Here is a 15,547-nt window from a genome sequence, read left to right on the forward strand (position 1 = left end):
ATGGCAACAGGCTTGTGACAGTGACAGTTATAACGGGCAAGAGAGCGCCATGGGCCAAACCGCCAAGCGGGTAACCCCCAACGCTCAACTGTTTTTTAGACAATTGAGCGCGAGCTGGGCCGTTGATTCCCACGAGTTCGCCCCGTCAATGATTGTCAGTAAAGGCCTTAGCGGCAATTCACTCTCGCGCAGCGCTATGCTGTCGCAGTGACTTCTACTTGCGTGCGGTACTCCAGGTAACGTTCGCTGGCAATGCCAGCTTGCGTGCTACAAAGGAGTGATAATGAAACGCATGCTATTTAACGCGACCCATGCAGAGGAACTGCGAGTCGCTATTGTTGACGGCCAGAAATTAATTGATATTGATATCGAATCAGCCGGTCGTGAGCAACGTAAAAGCAATATTTACAAAGGGGTCATCACCCGCATCGAGCCGAGCCTAGAGGCCTGTTTCGTTAACTATGGTGAAGAACGCCATGGGTTTTTACCCTTCAAAGAAATCTCACGCAGCTACTTCAAAGCCGGGGTTGAGATTGGGCGAGCCAAAATCAATGAAGTCCTCAGCGAAGGCCAAGAACTCTTGGTCCAAGTTGAGAAAGAAGAACGTGGCAATAAAGGCGCCGCTCTAACCACCTTTATTTCCCTGGCTGGTCGCTACCTTGTGTTAATGCCTAACAACCCGCGTGGGGGTGGCGTATCGCGCCGAATTGAGGGGGAGGAGCGACAAGAGCTCAAAGAAACCCTGGAACAACTCAGCGTACCGCACGGGATGTCGATTATTGCCCGCACTGCGGGGATTGGCCGCACAGCCCAAGAGCTGCAATGGGATATGAACTATCTATTGCAATTGTGGCGTGCGATTGATGATGCCAGTCGGATTCAACCGGGTGCCTATCTCATTTATCAAGAATCGTCCTTGGTAATCCGCGCTATTCGCGATTACTTCACGCCCGATATCGGTGAGATTCTGATTGATACCGATGAAGTGCATGAGCAAGCCCATCAATTTATGGCGCATGTCATGCCCGACAATGTGCAGCGGGTTAAGCGTTATCGTGATGACGTCCCGCTGTTCTCGCGTTTTCAAATCGAACACCAAATCGAAACCGCTTATTCCCGCCAAGTTCCGCTGCCTTCGGGCGGGGCGATTGTGATTGACCATACGGAAGCCTTGGTAGCCGTTGATGTGAACTCTGCCCGCTCAACAAAAGGGGCAGATATCGAAGAAACTGCCTTGCGGACTAACCTGGAAGCAGCAGATGAAGTCGCACGACAGCTACGTTTGCGTGACTTAGGCGGGTTAATTGTGATCGACTTTATTGATATGGAGTCGAGCAAAAACCAGCGCGATGTCGAACAGCGCTTGAAAGATGCGTTGCACTACGATCGAGCCCGTGTTCAGATGGGTAAGATTTCGCGTTTCGGCCTGATGGAACTCTCCCGCCAGCGCTTGCGTCCGGCGCTGAATGAAGGCTCACACACAACCTGTCCTCGCTGTAATGGCACGGGGGTTATCCGGGATACCGAATCGTCTGCATTACATATCTTGCGCATCATTCAAGAAGAGGCGATGAAGGAAAATACGGCTGCCATTCATGCGCAAGTACCGGTTGATGTCGCGAGTTTCTTGCTCAACGAGAAACGCAGCGAAATCTACAAGATTGAATCGCGCTTAAAAGTCAATGTTGTCCTGATTCCAAACAAACACTTTGAAACGCCTCACTATCATTTGGAGCGACTACGCCACGATGATGAACGCTTAGAAGACACCAAAGCGAGTTATGACCGGATCGACAATCCAAGTACAGATTTAGGTTATAACGGCAAAAAAACAGAGGACAAACCAGCGCGCCAAGAAGCCGTTGTGAAAGGAGTGACCCCCGATCAACCTGCACCAATTGTTGCGGTGAAACCTAACCCCAGCGAAGCCGTGAAAACCCAGAGCGGCAGTCTCTGGCAACGCTTGAAAATTTGGCTCTTGGGTGAGCCGACACCAGCACCGGTAGCCGCTAGCGAAAAATCTGAAGGGGGAAGGAACCGCCGCCAAGGGCGCCACAGCCGCCATGACCGTTCTGCGCAAGGCGACCGCCCACAACGCCAAGGGCGCGATCCGCAAAGCAAACGGGGAGAACGCCAAGAGCGGGAAGGTGACGCAGCGGCCAGCAAATTAGAGAAAAATGCAGAAGGTCGGCAGCCAAAACGGGAACAACGTGAAAGCCGCGGCAACGCAGAGGAGCGCCAGCAGGGCCGTCGCGACCGCCAACGTCAACAGGAAGAACGGGATGATCAAAAAGCGGCTAGTCTTGGCCCAGAGGCAACACTCGTCGCCGCCAATGAAGGCCAAGCGGAACAGGAAGGCCGGCGTGGCCGAGGGCGAGATCGGCAACGTCGTCGTGAACGTCAAGAGCGCCATGACCCAGCCGCCGCAGTTGTTGTCAATGACGCCACCCTTGACCCCACCACACCGCCATCGGTCTCAGCAGATGTGGTGAATAGCGCAGCGGATCCGCTCGCTGCAGCGGCAACCCCAAGTGCAGAGTCAGCGACAGAAAGTCAACGCACGGAACGTCAAGAGCGTGGCCGGCGGGGACGTTACGGGCGCGATCGTCATGGCCGGCGCGACCGCTCAGATCGGCAAAACACAGAGGAACTTAGTAACGACACCAGTGCGATTCCAGCGGAACAACCCGCTACCGCCATAGTGACTACCGAGGCAGTCCCTGTGAATGCGGCCGTCGCAAGCGTGAATGATTCCCCAGTAACGATCACAGCGAATGTGGTCACTGCTGAAGTCAGCACAGAAAGCCTCGATAGCAACCTGGCGCTTCCGGTGAGCAATCCCACTGTCACTGTCGCGCAGACGCCCACCGTGATCAACCCTGCGCCACTTCCCTTGCATCAATTACTGCCCATCCTCACTGCAGCGGGCTTAGAGTTGGTTCAAACGGATGCCGACAAGATGCAACGGGCACTCGAACAAGCCTTGGCTAACCCCATGCCCCTACTGCGATTAGGGCGTGAGCGGCCCCCTGTCATTGCGCTGGCAGACGGGCCACTGATTCAGGTAGAAACTCGCCAAGCAGCCTGATCAGCGCGGCAGTGTTGTTGTTATCCGCAAGGCGGCAGTAGTCACACTGCCGCCTTTTTTATTGTTGTTAGACACAGCATCGAAAAGACAACGGTCTACAAGCTGTCGTGCAAGCTGCTATGCTTATGTGCATGAGACAACGCATCATTCCTATCCACGCAGAGCCACAAGTACTACCTCAGACACCGGTCAGCGCTTCGAGTTTACCGCTCAGCGACCGCTACCAACGCCCTCTGCGTGATTTACGAATCTCGGTCACTGATCGCTGTAATTTCCGTTGTCCCTACTGCATGCCCAAAGCGGTGTTTGATCACACCTACCGTTATCTGCCACAGCAAGATATCCTCAGCTTTGAGGAAATTGTGCAAGTCGCCCAGGCGGCGATTGGGTTAGGGGTTGAAAAACTCCGTCTGACAGGCGGTGAGCCTTTGTTACGCCGTAAGATAGAAACCCTGGTCGCACAGCTTGCGCAATTGCGAACACCTGATGGAAAACCGATTGACTTGGCGCTAACCACGAACGGGAGCCTGCTTGCCAAAAAAGCCCAAACACTCAAAGACGCTGGCTTACAACGCCTGACTGTTAGCTTGGATGCCCTTGATGAGGCTGTTTTTCGGCGGATGAATGACCGTGAGATTGGTCTTGCAACCGTATTTGAAGGCCTAGAAGCAGCACGCAAAGCAGGTTTCGAGCGCATTAAGATCAATATGGTGGTGCAACGCGATGTCAATCTCGATCAGTTAAAGCCACTACTGGCCTTCTGCGCCGGGGAAGGCTACCTCTTACGCATTATTGAGTTCATGGATGTTGGTAATGCCAATCAGTGGGCGTTGACCCAAGTGGTCCCGAGCGCTGAAATATGTCGGCACTTGAGCGACGACTACCTCCTGACGCCATTGGCCCCAAACTATGAAGGCGAAGTCGCGCAACGTTGGCACTATCAGCAACGTCAGGCGCCTTATCTAAGTGGTGAGCTGGGACTGATTGCCAGCGTTACCCAAGCATTCTGTCAGCATTGTTCACGGGCGCGCCTCGCCACAGATGGCAAACTGTACACCTGCCTTTTCGCCACGACTGGCCATGATTTACGCCCCATACTACGCGCAACCAACCAGCATGACACGACGCCCGGTGAGCGATTGACTAACGTGCTGGCAGCAATTTGGCACGCGCGGACCGACGCCTATTCGGCACAGAGAATGGCCATTCGCGCACAGCAAGCCACACCACACTCTACGGCCCATAAAATTGAGATGTCATACATCGGGGGCTGAAGATCACCACATGATGTAAACCATCGGCGCGCGGCAATCGTTGATGACACAGATGTTTACAGAGTATTACTGGTCAGCCAGTGAATGCTTGATTATCATGAATACATGATCCAGGTTTGGAGACTAGGAATGTCCTCTTGTACGATCTCTCGTCTTGCCCGCAAACTCAGCGTAGTCATCGCGGCAACGCTGTGCTGCCTTGGCCTCGTGTTACCGAACAGCAGCCACGCGCATGGCCGAGTCGGTTTCTATGTTGGCATTAACGCTGGCCACCCTGCCTACTATGGGGGTTACGGTTATCGGCCCTACTATCAGCCCTATTACTGGGGCCCAAGCTACTACGCACCGATTTACTACACCCCCCCCGTGACCACGACCGTTATCGTCCCACCTGAGCCGACAGTCTATGTGCAGCGCCCGGTAGAACGCACTGCACCACCAGTCGCCACGCAGCAATACTGGTACTTTTGCCGTGAATCGCAAGCTTACTATCCCTACGTCCAACAATGTACTGGTCCCTGGCAACCGGTCGCTGCTATGCCCCCCAATGTCTCACCATAAATGAGGTCATGTATGCTCATGTTCGCACCCAGAGTTCTTCAAGCCGATGGTTCGCCATTGATACCAAGCCAGGTAGGCGGCCGCCTTTTGCTTTCTGCCTCGGCCCTGATGTTGGCAGCCTGCGCCGTGACCCCAACAGGTCCCAATGTGAATGTGATGCCAGGCCAACAGAAGACCTTTGAACAGTTTCGTGCCGACAATCAAGAATGCCGCCTCTTTGCCCAAACCGAAACACAGCAAGGCCCGACTGAAACTGGGTTTCGTGCTGGCGCGGCCACGGCTGCAGTGGGTACCGCAGTAGGCGCACTGGCAGGTGCCGCGATTGGCGGCAATAGTCAGGCAGCGGCAGTAGGCGCAGGAGCCGGCCTGCTATTAGGCTCCGCCGTTGGCGGCGAATCGGGCAGTCAGTCCAGCCAAACCATGCAACGTCGCTACGACAATGCATTTATCCAGTGCATGTACGCGAAAGGACACCAAGTGCCTGTGGCAGGGCGGCTCGTTACTCAGCAGCCGGCTAGCGGCAATAGCAATCCCCCTGTCGCAACACCTGCTGCACCTACTCCAAGTCCGGCAGCCCTTCCCCCGCCGCCAAGTGGCTCACCGCCACCCCCACCCCCGGGCGCAGTGGCCCCCAAATAATTCCAGCACTCCGATTTGGCTCCACCTGATTCAATCACCGCAGTCATTCTCGCTGGCGGCGCAGCGCGCCGCCTTGGTGGGATTGATAAAGGACTGCAAGAATATGCGGGCAAACCACTTATCCAACACGCTATCGAGCATGTACAGCCTCAAGTCGCGCAGATAATCGTTAGCGCCAATCGGCATCTGAATCGCTACAGTGCGCTGGGTTATCCGGTGATACCCGATCTCTCTTGGCTCGCCAGCGGTCGCTCGCCCACTCCTGCGCAGCCGCAGCACTATGCGGGCCCACTGGCTGGTATTCTGTCAGCCTTGGCATATTGTCAAACACCATGGTTATGCAGTCTTCCCGTAGATGCCCCCACTTTACCACCTGATTTGCTTACACAACTCTGGCACGGTGCCCTACAACAAAATACGGCGCTGGCTTATGCCATTATGGATGACCGGTCACAATATGCGGCTGCCCTTGTCCACAAACAGCTTTATCCTGAGCTTGTCAGGATCTATCAAGGTGGTGAACGTAGACTTCATCTGGCATGGTCTGCCTGTAATGGCAAAGGGGTTGTCATTGCGAGTCAGACACCTTTCCTTAATCTGAATGAATGGACAGACTATGAACGCCCTTTCATGGAAAAACGGGATTAGCCGTTTTGGTATGAGCCGACTCTGCAACTGGAAAACGGCCCTACTCTTATTAACCAGCAGCCTCAGCCTAGCAGCCATCGCACAACCCAGTCCGGTGTCTTTGCCCAGTCAACGCCCTGGCCTGCAGGCATACTGGTTTCCGGCACCTACTAGCACAACGCAGCCTACGCTGATTATGTTACATGGCTGCAGTGGCACCCTGTCGAAACAAGGACGCCTGACACCAGATCGACTCAGTGATGCCACCCTGTTTAATCAGGCTGGGATTCATCTCTTGGTATTGGATAGCTTTAGTGGTCGAGGGATCAAGTCGATCTGTGAATTGGCGCGCGACTTCCGCCCGATTAACGAGCGCGATCGACGACAAGATGTCATCGATGCCTTAGTTTGGCTCAAGCAGCAACCCGGTGTTGGGACGCAATTTGCGGTTCTTGGCCGCTCTCACGGAGGGCAAACGGTACTGACCTTACTTAGTGACGCCCTAGCAAAGCAAGACCCCAATGGTGTCGAGGTCCTAGCCAACCTACAGGGCGCCATTGCCTTATACCCCGGCTGTCGGCAAGAGTTAGCTGATCCACATTACCGGATCAGCCATCCTTTGTTGATGCTGACTGGCGCGCTAGACGATTGGACCGCCCCAGCACCCTGCGCCGCACTGCATCAAAAGCTGCGGGAACGACAGCCGGAGATGCGCTTTGACTACACGAGCTATGCCGACAGTTATCATGGTTTTGATGGCACTGCCCCGCTCAGGGTTCGCAGCCAAGTTGCCAATACCCGGAGTGGGCAAGCCACCGTTGGGGGTAATCCACTTGCCCGTCAAGCGGCCTACGACGCTATTTTCAGCTTCCTCGAACAGATCTGGCAGCGACCACTCTCGCCCAAACCTTCATTTTCCGCTCAGTAAAGCGCCGCTATTTCGCAGCCCTTGGTAAGAGACTCAGGGTTTTTTCTTTTGCGCCGATAATTCTTATGTTCACAAGCACTCTGCTTGGTTTAAGGCTTAAACGGAAACAGTAAAGGGAAATTCATGTCGCTCTCCGCACTTAGCATTCGCGCCAGATTATTGTGTATCACCGCCGTTTGTGGACTGGGTATCACCCTGATCAGCATCTTGAGTCTCTGGCAAATCCATGCAACCGACCGGCTGATTGCAGAATCACAACAAAAAACCAGCACCGTGATTCAAATGCGGCGTGAAGTCTCACGGGCGCAGATTGCCTTCAAAACTCAGGTCCAAGAGTGGAAAAATATCCTTCTGCGTGGTCATGAGACAGAAGCCATGCAGACCCATCAAGCGGGGTTTGAAAAATACGGGAAGGAGATGCTGGGCTATCTAGACAGCGTCATAAAAACGGCCACTGATGCGCAATACCCCGCCATCGCCAATGAGATTGAAACCATCAAAAAACATCACGCAGAAATGGTCAAAAACTACATGACAGCCTTGACCTTGGAAAATTTTGGAAATTTAGACACGCACCCTGGCAATAACGTTGATAAAAATGTTCGTGGCATGGACAAAGAAACCGCGCAAAATCTGAATAAACTATTCGAAGTGCTAACTAAATCAGCAGACGAACAAGTGGCGGAGATGGAGAAAACGATTGCCACTCAGTTTAGCCAGGTAAAAACCTTGACCACGATTCTGGCCTTAATCGTCATTGCAGTGGCAATCGTGCTCGCACTCTGGATTGCGCGCAGCCTACTGGTTAGCCTTGGCGGTGAATTACAGGAAGTGATTAGCTACACAGAGCGCATTGCAAACGGGGATCTGACTCTCCAGGTCCATCGCGATATTCCCAGTGGCAGCCTCCTCGCTGCGGTGATCAGCATGCGTGACAAACTCAAAACCTTGATCACCAGCATGCGAACGACAGCGCATGATGTTTCTGACGCTGCCCTGAATTTATCTGCAGCGGCAGAACAAGTCGTTCGCAGTTCTCAGGAACAAGCTGATGCAGCCGCGTCGATGGCTGCCGCTATCGAAGAAATGTCCGTCAGCATTGATCATGTCGCTGCTGAAGCTCACCAAGCCCAGCGCGTTGCAGAAGAAGCGGGCGAACTCTCGCAATCGGGTACCCGTTTGGTCGGTCAGGCGATGCAAGAAATGCAGGGCATTGTGGCGGTTACCGATCGCTCAACCACCGTGGTGACGGATTTAGGCCGCGAATCCGAAAAAATCTCCAGTGTAGTCAAGGTCATCAAAGAAATTGCTGACCAAACTAACCTGCTCGCCTTGAATGCGGCGATTGAAGCAGCCCGTGCCGGCGAGCAAGGGCGCGGCTTTTCGATTGTCGCGGATGAGGTCCGAAAATTAGCTGAACGCACAACTGAATCGACCCATGCGATTACGCAAATGATTGAAACCATTCAGCATGAAACCCACAATGCTATTGATTCGATCAATCAAGGTAGCCTGCGGGCCAACAGTGGTCTCACCATGAACCGTGAGGTCAGCAATGCGATTGTCCAGATCGAATCTACCAGCGACCGTGTGATTGGCGCAGCACGGGAAATTTCAAATGCCTTGCGGGAACAAAGTAGTGCCAATCAGCAGGTTGCACAGCGCGTCGAGCGAATTGCGCAAATGACCGAAGAAAACAGTTCAGCGGTCGCCGCCGTCGCGCAAGCCGCACAGCAACTTAAAAATATTGCTGAACAACAGCGCGTCAATGCTGACATGTTCAAGGTCTAAGTGGCGACACTCAGCGAGCAGTTAACCATTCTTCAATCGTATTGGCTAACTCAGCGGGTGAAGTTTGTGGGGCAAAGCGCATAACGCGCTCGCCCTGACGATTGACCAAGAACTTGGTGAAATTCCACTTAATAGCTTGGCTTCCTAGCAGACCTGGTGCTTGCTGTTTTAGCCATGTAAAGAGCGGTTCAGCCTGCGGGCCGTTGACCGCTACTTTTTGCAAGAGCGGAAAAGTAACGTGATAACGCGTGCTGCAAAAAGTCTGGATGCTTGCCGCATCGCCTGGCTCCTGCCCACCAAATTGGTTACAAGGCACGCCGATAACCCGCAAACCGGCAGCCTCATAACGCTCATGCAATGCTTGTAAGCCCTCGTACTGCGGGGTGAAACCGCAAGCGCTAGCCGTGTTAACAATTAAGAGCACCTGTCCGTGATAATTTGCCAGCGGAAAAGGGTCCCCCTGTAAGGTCTGCAGTGAAAATTCAAAGACCGTTTGGGTCATTACACAATCGCCAAGTGATCTGAATTATTGGCGATATCCCGATCTTGCGCGCCTTTGCTATGGAGTTTGATCGTCAACCGTAAGTCATTGACAGAATCCGCATTGCGCAGGGCATCTTCATAAGAGATCAAGCCGCTCTCATATAAGTCAAATAGCGCCTGATCAAAGGTTTGCATGCCCAACTCTCGAGATTTCTTCATAATCTCTTTGATTTCATGCACCGCCCCCTTAAACACCAAATCCGAGACCAAAGGCGAATTGAGCATGATTTCTACCGCCGCGCAGCGCCCTTTGCCTTCGCGCATTGGGATCAGACGCTGCGAAATCATCGCACGCATGTTCAAGGACATGTCCATCAACAGCTGTTGGCGGCGTTCTTCCGGGAAAAAGTTGATAATCCGATCCAGTGCCTGGTTCGAATTATTGGCATGCAAGGTGGCCATGCAAAGGTGCCCTGTCTCAGCGAACGCAATCGCATGCTCCATGGTTTCACGATCGCGGATTTCTCCGATCAAAATCACGTCTGGGGCTTGCCTTAGCGTATTTTTCAGGGCGGCCTCCCAGCTCTCAGTATCGACCCCCACTTCGCGCTGAGTCACAATACAGTTACGGTGCGGGTGAACATATTCGACCGGGTCTTCGATAGTAATAATATGCCCATAAGAATGTTCATTGCGATAGCCGATCATCGCTGCTAGGGTGGTGGATTTACCCGAACCCGTTGCCCCCACCATAATCACCAGCCCGCGCTTGGTCATCACCACGTCTTTGAGCACTTCCGGCAATTTCAAGTCTTCCATTTTTGGAATCGTCGTGGTGATCACCCTCAGGACCATCCCCACACGCCCCTGCTGAATGAACGTATTCACCCGAAACCGACCTAGGCCGGCTGGGCTGATGGCGAAATTACACTCTTTATGCTCTTCAAACTCCGCCGCCTGCTTGTCATTCATAATCGCACGAGCAAGTTCAGCAGTGTGTTGGGCGCTAAGCGGTTGGTTTGACACCGGTGTCAGCTTGCCGTCAATCTTGAAAGAAGGCGGAAAATCAGCGGTGATAAATAAATCTGAGCCGCGCTTGTTAACCATCAAGCGCAGCAGATCATGCATAAACTTCGAGGCCTGTTCTCTTTCCATTGCCGTCTACCCTTGCTGATTAACACTCATCAATTTTGGCATACCTTACACGCTGAAGGTGTCTTTATTCTGCGCCCGCAACTTCGCTTCCTGCAGGGAGACGACATTACGGCGCACCAAATCCTGCAGACATTGATCCAAGGTTTGCATGCCAAATTGCTGTCCGGTTTGAATCGCGGAATACATTTGTGCGATCTTGTTTTCTCGAATCAAATTTCGGATTGCTGGCGTACCAATCATAATTTCATGCGCCGCAACGCGCCCATCGCCGGTTTTATTTTTGAGCAGGCTTTGTGAAATGACCGCACGCAAGGATTCAGAAAGCATCGAACGAACCATCTCTTTTTCCGCAGCAGGGAAGACATCAACGACCCGGTCAATGGTCTTGGCTGCCGAGCTGGTATGCAGGGTACCAAACACCAAGTGACCCGTTTCCGCCGCAGTCAGGGCCAGTCGAATGGTTTCCAAATCACGCATTTCACCGACCAGAATGACATCTGGGTCTTCACGCAAAGCGGATTTCAATGCATTAGCAAACGATTTGGTATGGGGACCGACTTCCCGTTGGTTAATCAGACATTTTTTTGATTCATGCACAAATTCAATCGGGTCTTCGACCGTCAGAATGTGGCCATACTCCGTTTCATTCACATAATTCACCATCGCGGCAAGGGTGGTCGATTTACCTGACCCGGTTGGCCCCGTCACGAGCACAATACCGCGTGGATTGAGTGCAATATCCGCAAAAATTTTGGGAGCGTTCAATTCTTCCAATGTCAATACTTTGGAAGGAATCATACGGAACACCGCGCCAGAACCGCGATTTTGTACAAACGCATTGACCCGGAAACGCGATAAGCCTTGAATCTCGAAAGAAAAGTCAACCTCAAGGTGCTCTTCATAAAATTTGCGCTGGCCGTCGTTCATGATGTCATAGACCATGGCATGGACATCTTTGTGGGCCAAAGGCGGCAGATTAATCCGTCGCACATCGCCATGAACCCGAATCATCGGCGGCAACCCCGAGGAGAGATGCAAATCCGAAGCTTTGTTTTTGACGGCAAAAGCCAGTAATTCAGCGACATCCATTTATAATCCCTACCTAGCGTGGTCTGTGATACCTCATTATGTCTGCCGAACTCAATAACGATCAAGCCCGAATTGCAGCAGTTGTTGCGCGTATCCGGCACGCACAGGCCGAGCGGACGGCCCAACATCCCCACTGGGTACACCCGGTCCAGCTGCTAGCAGTGAGTAAAACCATGCCTGTGAACGCCATTCTGCGGGTTGCGGCATACGGGCAACTGGCCTTTGGTGAAAATTACGTACAAGAAGGCGTAGAAAAAATCCAGCAGATAAAACAGCAAAATCCTACGCTTGCCGCCCAGTTATCCTGGCACTTCATTGGCCCTATCCAAAGCAACAAAACACGGCAAATTGCCACGCACTTTGACTGGGTTGAAAGTATTGATCGACTCAAAATCGCTGAACGATTGAGCGCACAACGCCCGATTGAGTCCCCCCCTCTGAATATATTGCTGCAAGTCAACATCTCCGCCGAAGCTACCAAAAGTGGCTTCGCCCCAGACGAGGTTGCAGCCGCAGCAGCACAGATTCAGGCCCTGCCGAGGTTGCGTTTACGGGGATTAATGGCGATTCCAGCCCCAGCGCCAAACGGGCAAGCACAAGACGCGCCTCATCAGGCAATGCGACGCTTGTTTGACGACCTCGCCGCCCAATACCCCTCTCTGGATACCCTTTCGCTGGGCATGTCTGAAGACTTAGAAGCCGCGATTTTGGCTGGCTCGACCCAAGTTAGAATCGGCAGCGCCATTTTTGGCCCACGTGCAGCACCTCCCTCTGTCAAGGAAACAACATGAAAATTGGCTTTATCGGTGGTGGCAATATGGCGAACGCCTTGATTGGCGGTTTGGTCAAACAAATCGATCCCACGCAAATCTGGGTGGTTGAAATCAATGCCGAGGCGCGAGCAAAACTGGCTGAGCAATATGGTGTACAGACTCAGGCCACCCTTGACCACAATCTGCAAGCCTTGGATGTCGTGGTCCTCGCAGTCAAGCCACAGAGCTTACCGGCTGTAGCACAGGCATTACAGCCCTATGTCCAGCAAGCACTCATTATCAGCATTGCAGCGGGCATTCGCGCTACCGATCTGAGCCGCTGGCTAGGCGGGCACCCGCGCATCGTGCGAACCATGCCCAATACACCAGCCTTGATTGGTCTAGGCGTCACCGGCATGGCTGCCTTACCGGCCGTAAACACGGCTGACCGCGCCAGCGCCACTCAAATTATGCAAGCGGTCGGCCAAACAGTCTGGCTTGAGCAAGAAAGCCAGCTTGATGCGGTAACGGCCCTGTCGGGTAGTGGCCCCGCCTACGTATTTTATTTTATGGAAAGTATGCTTGCCGCCGGACAACAAATGGGCCTGAGTGCAGATCAGGCACAGACGCTCGTCATGGGCACGTTTGTGGGGGCGGCACAACTGGCCGCCCAAGCCAGCGATCCAGTGAGTACCCTACGCGAAAGAGTAACCTCGAAAGGGGGCACCACGGCGGCGGCCCTTGAAGTCCTCGCAGCACAACAGGTGAACAACCAGATTCAAAGCGCCCTGGAAGCAGCGCGCTTACGGGCGATGGAATTAGGTGATGAACTGGGGGGCGCGACACCCTAATTACAATGCGTCTAACGAACACAACCTCAACGCCCGGAGACGGGGGTTACTAACACGCGCTGTCATGTTCCTGTCAGCCTAGTCTGTTGCTATTCGGTCGTTCACTTAAGAAAGCCCGCATGCTCGCCATATTGACCGACATTCATGCCAACCGCGAAGCGCTGGAAGCCTGTTTAGCCCATGCCAAACGCCACGGGGCCGAACGCTACGCGTTCCTGGGCGATTTCGTTGGCTATGGTGCAGATCCAAGCTGGGTCATTGATACCTTGCAGGCGTTCGCTGCGCAGGGGGCAATTCTGGTGATGGGTAATCATGATCAGGCAGTCTTTCAAGCTACTCGCGACAACATGCATCCGAATGCCGCCAAAGTGGTGGAATGGACCAAAGCCCAACTCACCCCAGAACAGACTGCTTTTCTGCAAGCGTTGCCCTTAACGCACGAAGAAGACGATATATTGTTTGTACATGCCAATGCCTGGCAGCCTAGTGGCTGGGGGTACATCGATGGCTGCATGGAAGCGGGCCGCAGTCTCCGTGCAACACGTTGCGCGCTGACTTTTTGCGGTCATATGCATCAACCCATGCTCTATCATGCAGCGATTAATGGCCAAGTCGCTGCTTTTCAGCCTGTCGCAGGGACCAGCATTCGCCTGAGTAACCGCCGCCGTTGGCTGTGTATTCCTGGTGCAGTTGGACAACCCCGAGATGGTAACCCCGCTGCTTGCTATGCCCTTTACGACCCCCTCGAGATGGTCTTAACTACCCACCGAGTCGCCTATGACCATGCCACTGCAGCGCAAAAAATTCTCGCCGCTGGCTTACCCGCCTTCCTGGCTGACAGACTGAGCCGCGGAGACTGAGATGCAAAAACTCCAACCCGGGATGATGATTGACGGCTTTCGTGTTGAAGAAAAATGCCATCGCGGTGGCATGGCGACGCTCTGGCGGGTTACCGACTGTCGGATAACGCCCGTGGCTGGCGACTTGATCATGAAAGTGCCGTATCTGGCTGACCCGAGCGACCCGACTGCGATTGTGAGCTTTGAAGTCGAACAAATGATTTTGCCCACACTGCATGGGCCCCATGTGCCGCGCTATATCGCCGCAGGCGATTTTGATACACAACCCTACATCGTGATGGAACGGATCCAGGGCGAGTCACTGCGGCAGCGTTTTGAGCAGGCGCCGCTTGATCCAGCCGAGGTTGTACAAATCGGTATCCGGGTCGCCCACGCCCTGCATGCCCTGCATTTACAGCATGTTGTCCACCTCGATATCAAACCAAGCAATATCTTGTTTCGTGCCGACGGGACTGCCGTTTTGGTTGATTATGGGTTAGCGCGGCATGATCACCTACCTGATTTACTCGCCGAAGAGTTTCGCTTGCCGATGGGCACGGGCCCCTACATTGCCCCCGAACAGGTACTCGGCATTCGCCATGACCCACGCAGTGACCAATTTGCACTGGGGGTACTGCTCTACCATTTGCTCACCGGGCAACGGCCCTTTGGTTTTCCCACCCGGATTCATGGCCTCAAGCAACGACTCTGGCGTGACCCGATTCCCCCGCGCCAGCACAACCCTCACTGCCCACCGTGGTTGCAAGAAATTCTTTTACGCTGCTTGGCCGTTAACCCCGCGCAGCGCTATGGCAGTGCAGCCCAGCTTGCCCTGGCCTTGCAAAATCCTGAGCAAGTCACACTCACGGCGCTAGCTCATAAACAGCACCGAGATAACTGGTGGCAAGTGAACCAACGCCGCTGGCAAGGGCGCTGGCAGCGGTTATTTGATCAACTAGAACCACCCCAGGCGCCAGACGGCCAAGCGCCCGGCGCCAGCACTCACCTCAGCGCAGCACCGATTATTCTGGTTGCGGTTGATCTATCCCAAGAGTGGCGAGAGCTCGCCATCGCCTTACGCCTTGCCGTCAATCGCGTTTTCAGTGCCGCGCCGCACGCCCGCCTGGCCTGTGTGAGTGTCTTAAAAACCCAGCGTCTTGGGCTGGAATTAGGCACCGATGCCGAGGGCAATAATCGGCATGTCAAACGGTTGGTAGAACTCAAACATTGGGCAAGAGAATGCGCCATTCCTGCTGAACAAATGACGTTTCATGTGCTTGAAGGCAGTGACCCTGCCAGGGTGATTCTTGACTATGCGAACAACAATCAAGTTGATCACATTGTGCTTGGCGCCCGCGGGAACCATGCTTTACGTCGGCATTTGGGCAGTGTGTCAGCCCAGGTGGTTGCTGAAGCGAGCTGCACGGTCACCGTAGTGAAAAATCCGACCTGAGCAGACCCTCACACAGC

14 protein-coding genes are annotated in these 15,547 nt (G+C 53.8%); 11 read left to right on the forward strand and 3 right to left on the reverse strand.

What is annotated here, in order from left to right:
* Window positions 1-283: 283 nt before the first annotated feature.
* From DU000_RS05330 to DU000_RS05360, 7 genes are all read left to right on the forward strand, one after another.
* Window positions 284-3,088 (forward strand): Rne/Rng family ribonuclease, encoded by a 2,805-nt coding sequence (locus tag DU000_RS05330; protein ID WP_114402331.1) that lies wholly within the window; start codon window positions 284-286, stop codon window positions 3,086-3,088.
* A 131-nt stretch (window positions 3,089-3,219) separates the two neighbouring features.
* Complete coding sequence (gene moaA / locus DU000_RS05335) at window positions 3,220-4,362, forward strand: GTP 3',8-cyclase MoaA (protein WP_114402332.1); 1,143 nt, start codon at window positions 3,220-3,222, stop codon at window positions 4,360-4,362.
* Window positions 4,363-4,491: 129 nt separating this feature from the next.
* On the forward strand, window positions 4,492-4,923 hold the full coding sequence (locus DU000_RS05340) for a hypothetical protein (protein WP_114402333.1): 432 nt from the start codon (window positions 4,492-4,494) through the stop codon (window positions 4,921-4,923).
* 18 nt (window positions 4,924-4,941) lie between these two features.
* Window positions 4,942-5,562 carry a hypothetical protein gene (locus DU000_RS05345; protein WP_240001813.1) on the forward strand — a complete coding sequence of 207 codons (621 nt, stop codon included), beginning with the start codon at window positions 4,942-4,944 and terminating at the stop codon, window positions 5,560-5,562.
* Between the two features lie 15 nt (window positions 5,563-5,577).
* Window positions 5,578-6,210, forward strand: a complete 633-nt coding sequence (gene mobA, locus DU000_RS05350) for a molybdenum cofactor guanylyltransferase MobA (protein WP_114402334.1) — start codon at window positions 5,578-5,580, stop codon at window positions 6,208-6,210.
* On the forward strand, window positions 6,179-7,117 hold the full coding sequence (locus tag DU000_RS05355) for a dienelactone hydrolase family protein (protein ID WP_158529642.1): 939 nt from the start codon (window positions 6,179-6,181) through the stop codon (window positions 7,115-7,117). Before mobA ends, DU000_RS05355 begins: the two co-directional genes overlap by 32 nt.
* 123 nt (window positions 7,118-7,240) lie before the next feature.
* Window positions 7,241-8,908, forward strand: a complete 1,668-nt coding sequence (locus DU000_RS05360; protein WP_114402336.1) for a methyl-accepting chemotaxis protein — start codon at window positions 7,241-7,243, stop codon at window positions 8,906-8,908.
* 10 nt (window positions 8,909-8,918) lie between these two features.
* On the opposite strand, the gene DU000_RS05365 is transcribed toward DU000_RS05360, so the two are convergent.
* Genes DU000_RS05365 through DU000_RS05375 form a run of 3 tightly spaced genes read right to left on the reverse strand, consistent with a single transcriptional unit; the run spans window position 8,919 to window position 11,635 of the window.
* Window positions 8,919-9,410 carry a glutathione peroxidase gene (locus DU000_RS05365; RefSeq protein WP_114402337.1) on the reverse strand — a complete coding sequence of 164 codons (492 nt, stop codon included), beginning with the start codon at window positions 9,408-9,410 and terminating at the stop codon, window positions 8,919-8,921.
* Window positions 9,410-10,546, reverse strand: a complete 1,137-nt coding sequence (locus DU000_RS05370; RefSeq protein WP_114402338.1) for a PilT/PilU family type 4a pilus ATPase — start codon at window positions 10,544-10,546, stop codon at window positions 9,410-9,412. The genes DU000_RS05365 and DU000_RS05370 overlap by 1 nt, the downstream gene beginning before the upstream one ends.
* A 45-nt stretch (window positions 10,547-10,591) precedes the next feature.
* Window positions 10,592-11,635: a type IV pilus twitching motility protein PilT gene (locus DU000_RS05375; RefSeq protein ID WP_114402339.1), complete on the reverse strand. Its 1,044-nt coding sequence runs from the start codon at window positions 11,633-11,635 to the stop codon at window positions 10,592-10,594.
* 38 nt (window positions 11,636-11,673) lie between these two features.
* On the opposite strand from DU000_RS05375, the gene DU000_RS05380 reads away from it, so the two are divergent.
* The 4 genes from DU000_RS05380 to DU000_RS05395 all read left to right on the forward strand — a co-directional run bounded on the left by DU000_RS05380 (window position 11,674) and on the right by DU000_RS05395 (window position 15,530).
* Window positions 11,674-12,426, forward strand: coding sequence for a YggS family pyridoxal phosphate-dependent enzyme (locus DU000_RS05380; RefSeq protein WP_114402340.1), 753 nt, complete (start codon window positions 11,674-11,676; stop codon window positions 12,424-12,426).
* Complete coding sequence (proC, locus tag DU000_RS05385) at window positions 12,423-13,238, forward strand: pyrroline-5-carboxylate reductase (protein ID WP_114402341.1); 816 nt, start codon at window positions 12,423-12,425, stop codon at window positions 13,236-13,238. The genes DU000_RS05380 and proC overlap by 4 nt, the downstream gene beginning before the upstream one ends.
* A gap of 119 nt (window positions 13,239-13,357) precedes the next feature.
* The gene (locus DU000_RS05390; protein ID WP_114402342.1) at window positions 13,358-14,098 is read left to right on the forward strand and encodes a metallophosphoesterase family protein; all 741 of its coding nucleotides are present in this window, start codon (window positions 13,358-13,360) and stop codon (window positions 14,096-14,098) included.
* A gap of 1 nt (window position 14,099) precedes the next feature.
* Complete coding sequence (locus tag DU000_RS05395) at window positions 14,100-15,530, forward strand: bifunctional serine/threonine-protein kinase/universal stress protein (RefSeq protein ID WP_114402343.1); 1,431 nt, start codon at window positions 14,100-14,102, stop codon at window positions 15,528-15,530.
* The last annotated feature ends 17 nt before the right edge of the window (window positions 15,531-15,547 follow it).

It is taken from the genome of Parvibium lacunae, from assembly GCF_003335215.1.
In the GTDB taxonomy this organism is placed as follows: domain Bacteria; phylum Pseudomonadota; class Gammaproteobacteria; order Burkholderiales; family Burkholderiaceae_D; genus Parvibium; species Parvibium lacunae.

Bases quoted from the DNA above. Each gene is read 5' to 3' on its own strand.
- DU000_RS05330 (WP_114402331.1), top strand. From the start codon at position 284: ATGAAACGCATGCTATTTAACGCGACCCATGCAGAGGAACTGCGAGTC.
- moaA (WP_114402332.1), top strand. From the start codon at position 3,220: ATGAGACAACGCATCATTCCTATCCACGCAGAGCCACAAGTACTACCT.
- DU000_RS05395 (WP_114402343.1), top strand. From the start codon at position 14,100: ATGCAAAAACTCCAACCCGGGATGATGATTGACGGCTTTCGTGTTGAA.
- DU000_RS05375 (WP_114402339.1), bottom strand. From the start codon at position 11,635: ATGGATGTCGCTGAATTACTGGCTTTTGCCGTCAAAAACAAAGCTTCG.
- DU000_RS05380 (WP_114402340.1), top strand. From the start codon at position 11,674: ATGTCTGCCGAACTCAATAACGATCAAGCCCGAATTGCAGCAGTTGTT.
- proC (WP_114402341.1), top strand. From the start codon at position 12,423: ATGAAAATTGGCTTTATCGGTGGTGGCAATATGGCGAACGCCTTGATT.
- DU000_RS05340 (WP_114402333.1), top strand. From the start codon at position 4,492: ATGTCCTCTTGTACGATCTCTCGTCTTGCCCGCAAACTCAGCGTAGTC.
- DU000_RS05370 (WP_114402338.1), bottom strand. From the start codon at position 10,546: ATGGAAAGAGAACAGGCCTCGAAGTTTATGCATGATCTGCTGCGCTTG.
- DU000_RS05360 (WP_114402336.1), top strand. From the start codon at position 7,241: ATGTCGCTCTCCGCACTTAGCATTCGCGCCAGATTATTGTGTATCACC.
- DU000_RS05355 (WP_158529642.1), top strand. From the start codon at position 6,179: ATGAACGCCCTTTCATGGAAAAACGGGATTAGCCGTTTTGGTATGAGC.
- DU000_RS05365 (WP_114402337.1), bottom strand. From the start codon at position 9,410: ATGACCCAAACGGTCTTTGAATTTTCACTGCAGACCTTACAGGGGGAC.
- DU000_RS05390 (WP_114402342.1), top strand. From the start codon at position 13,358: ATGCTCGCCATATTGACCGACATTCATGCCAACCGCGAAGCGCTGGAA.
- DU000_RS05345 (WP_240001813.1), top strand. From the start codon at position 4,942: ATGTTCGCACCCAGAGTTCTTCAAGCCGATGGTTCGCCATTGATACCA.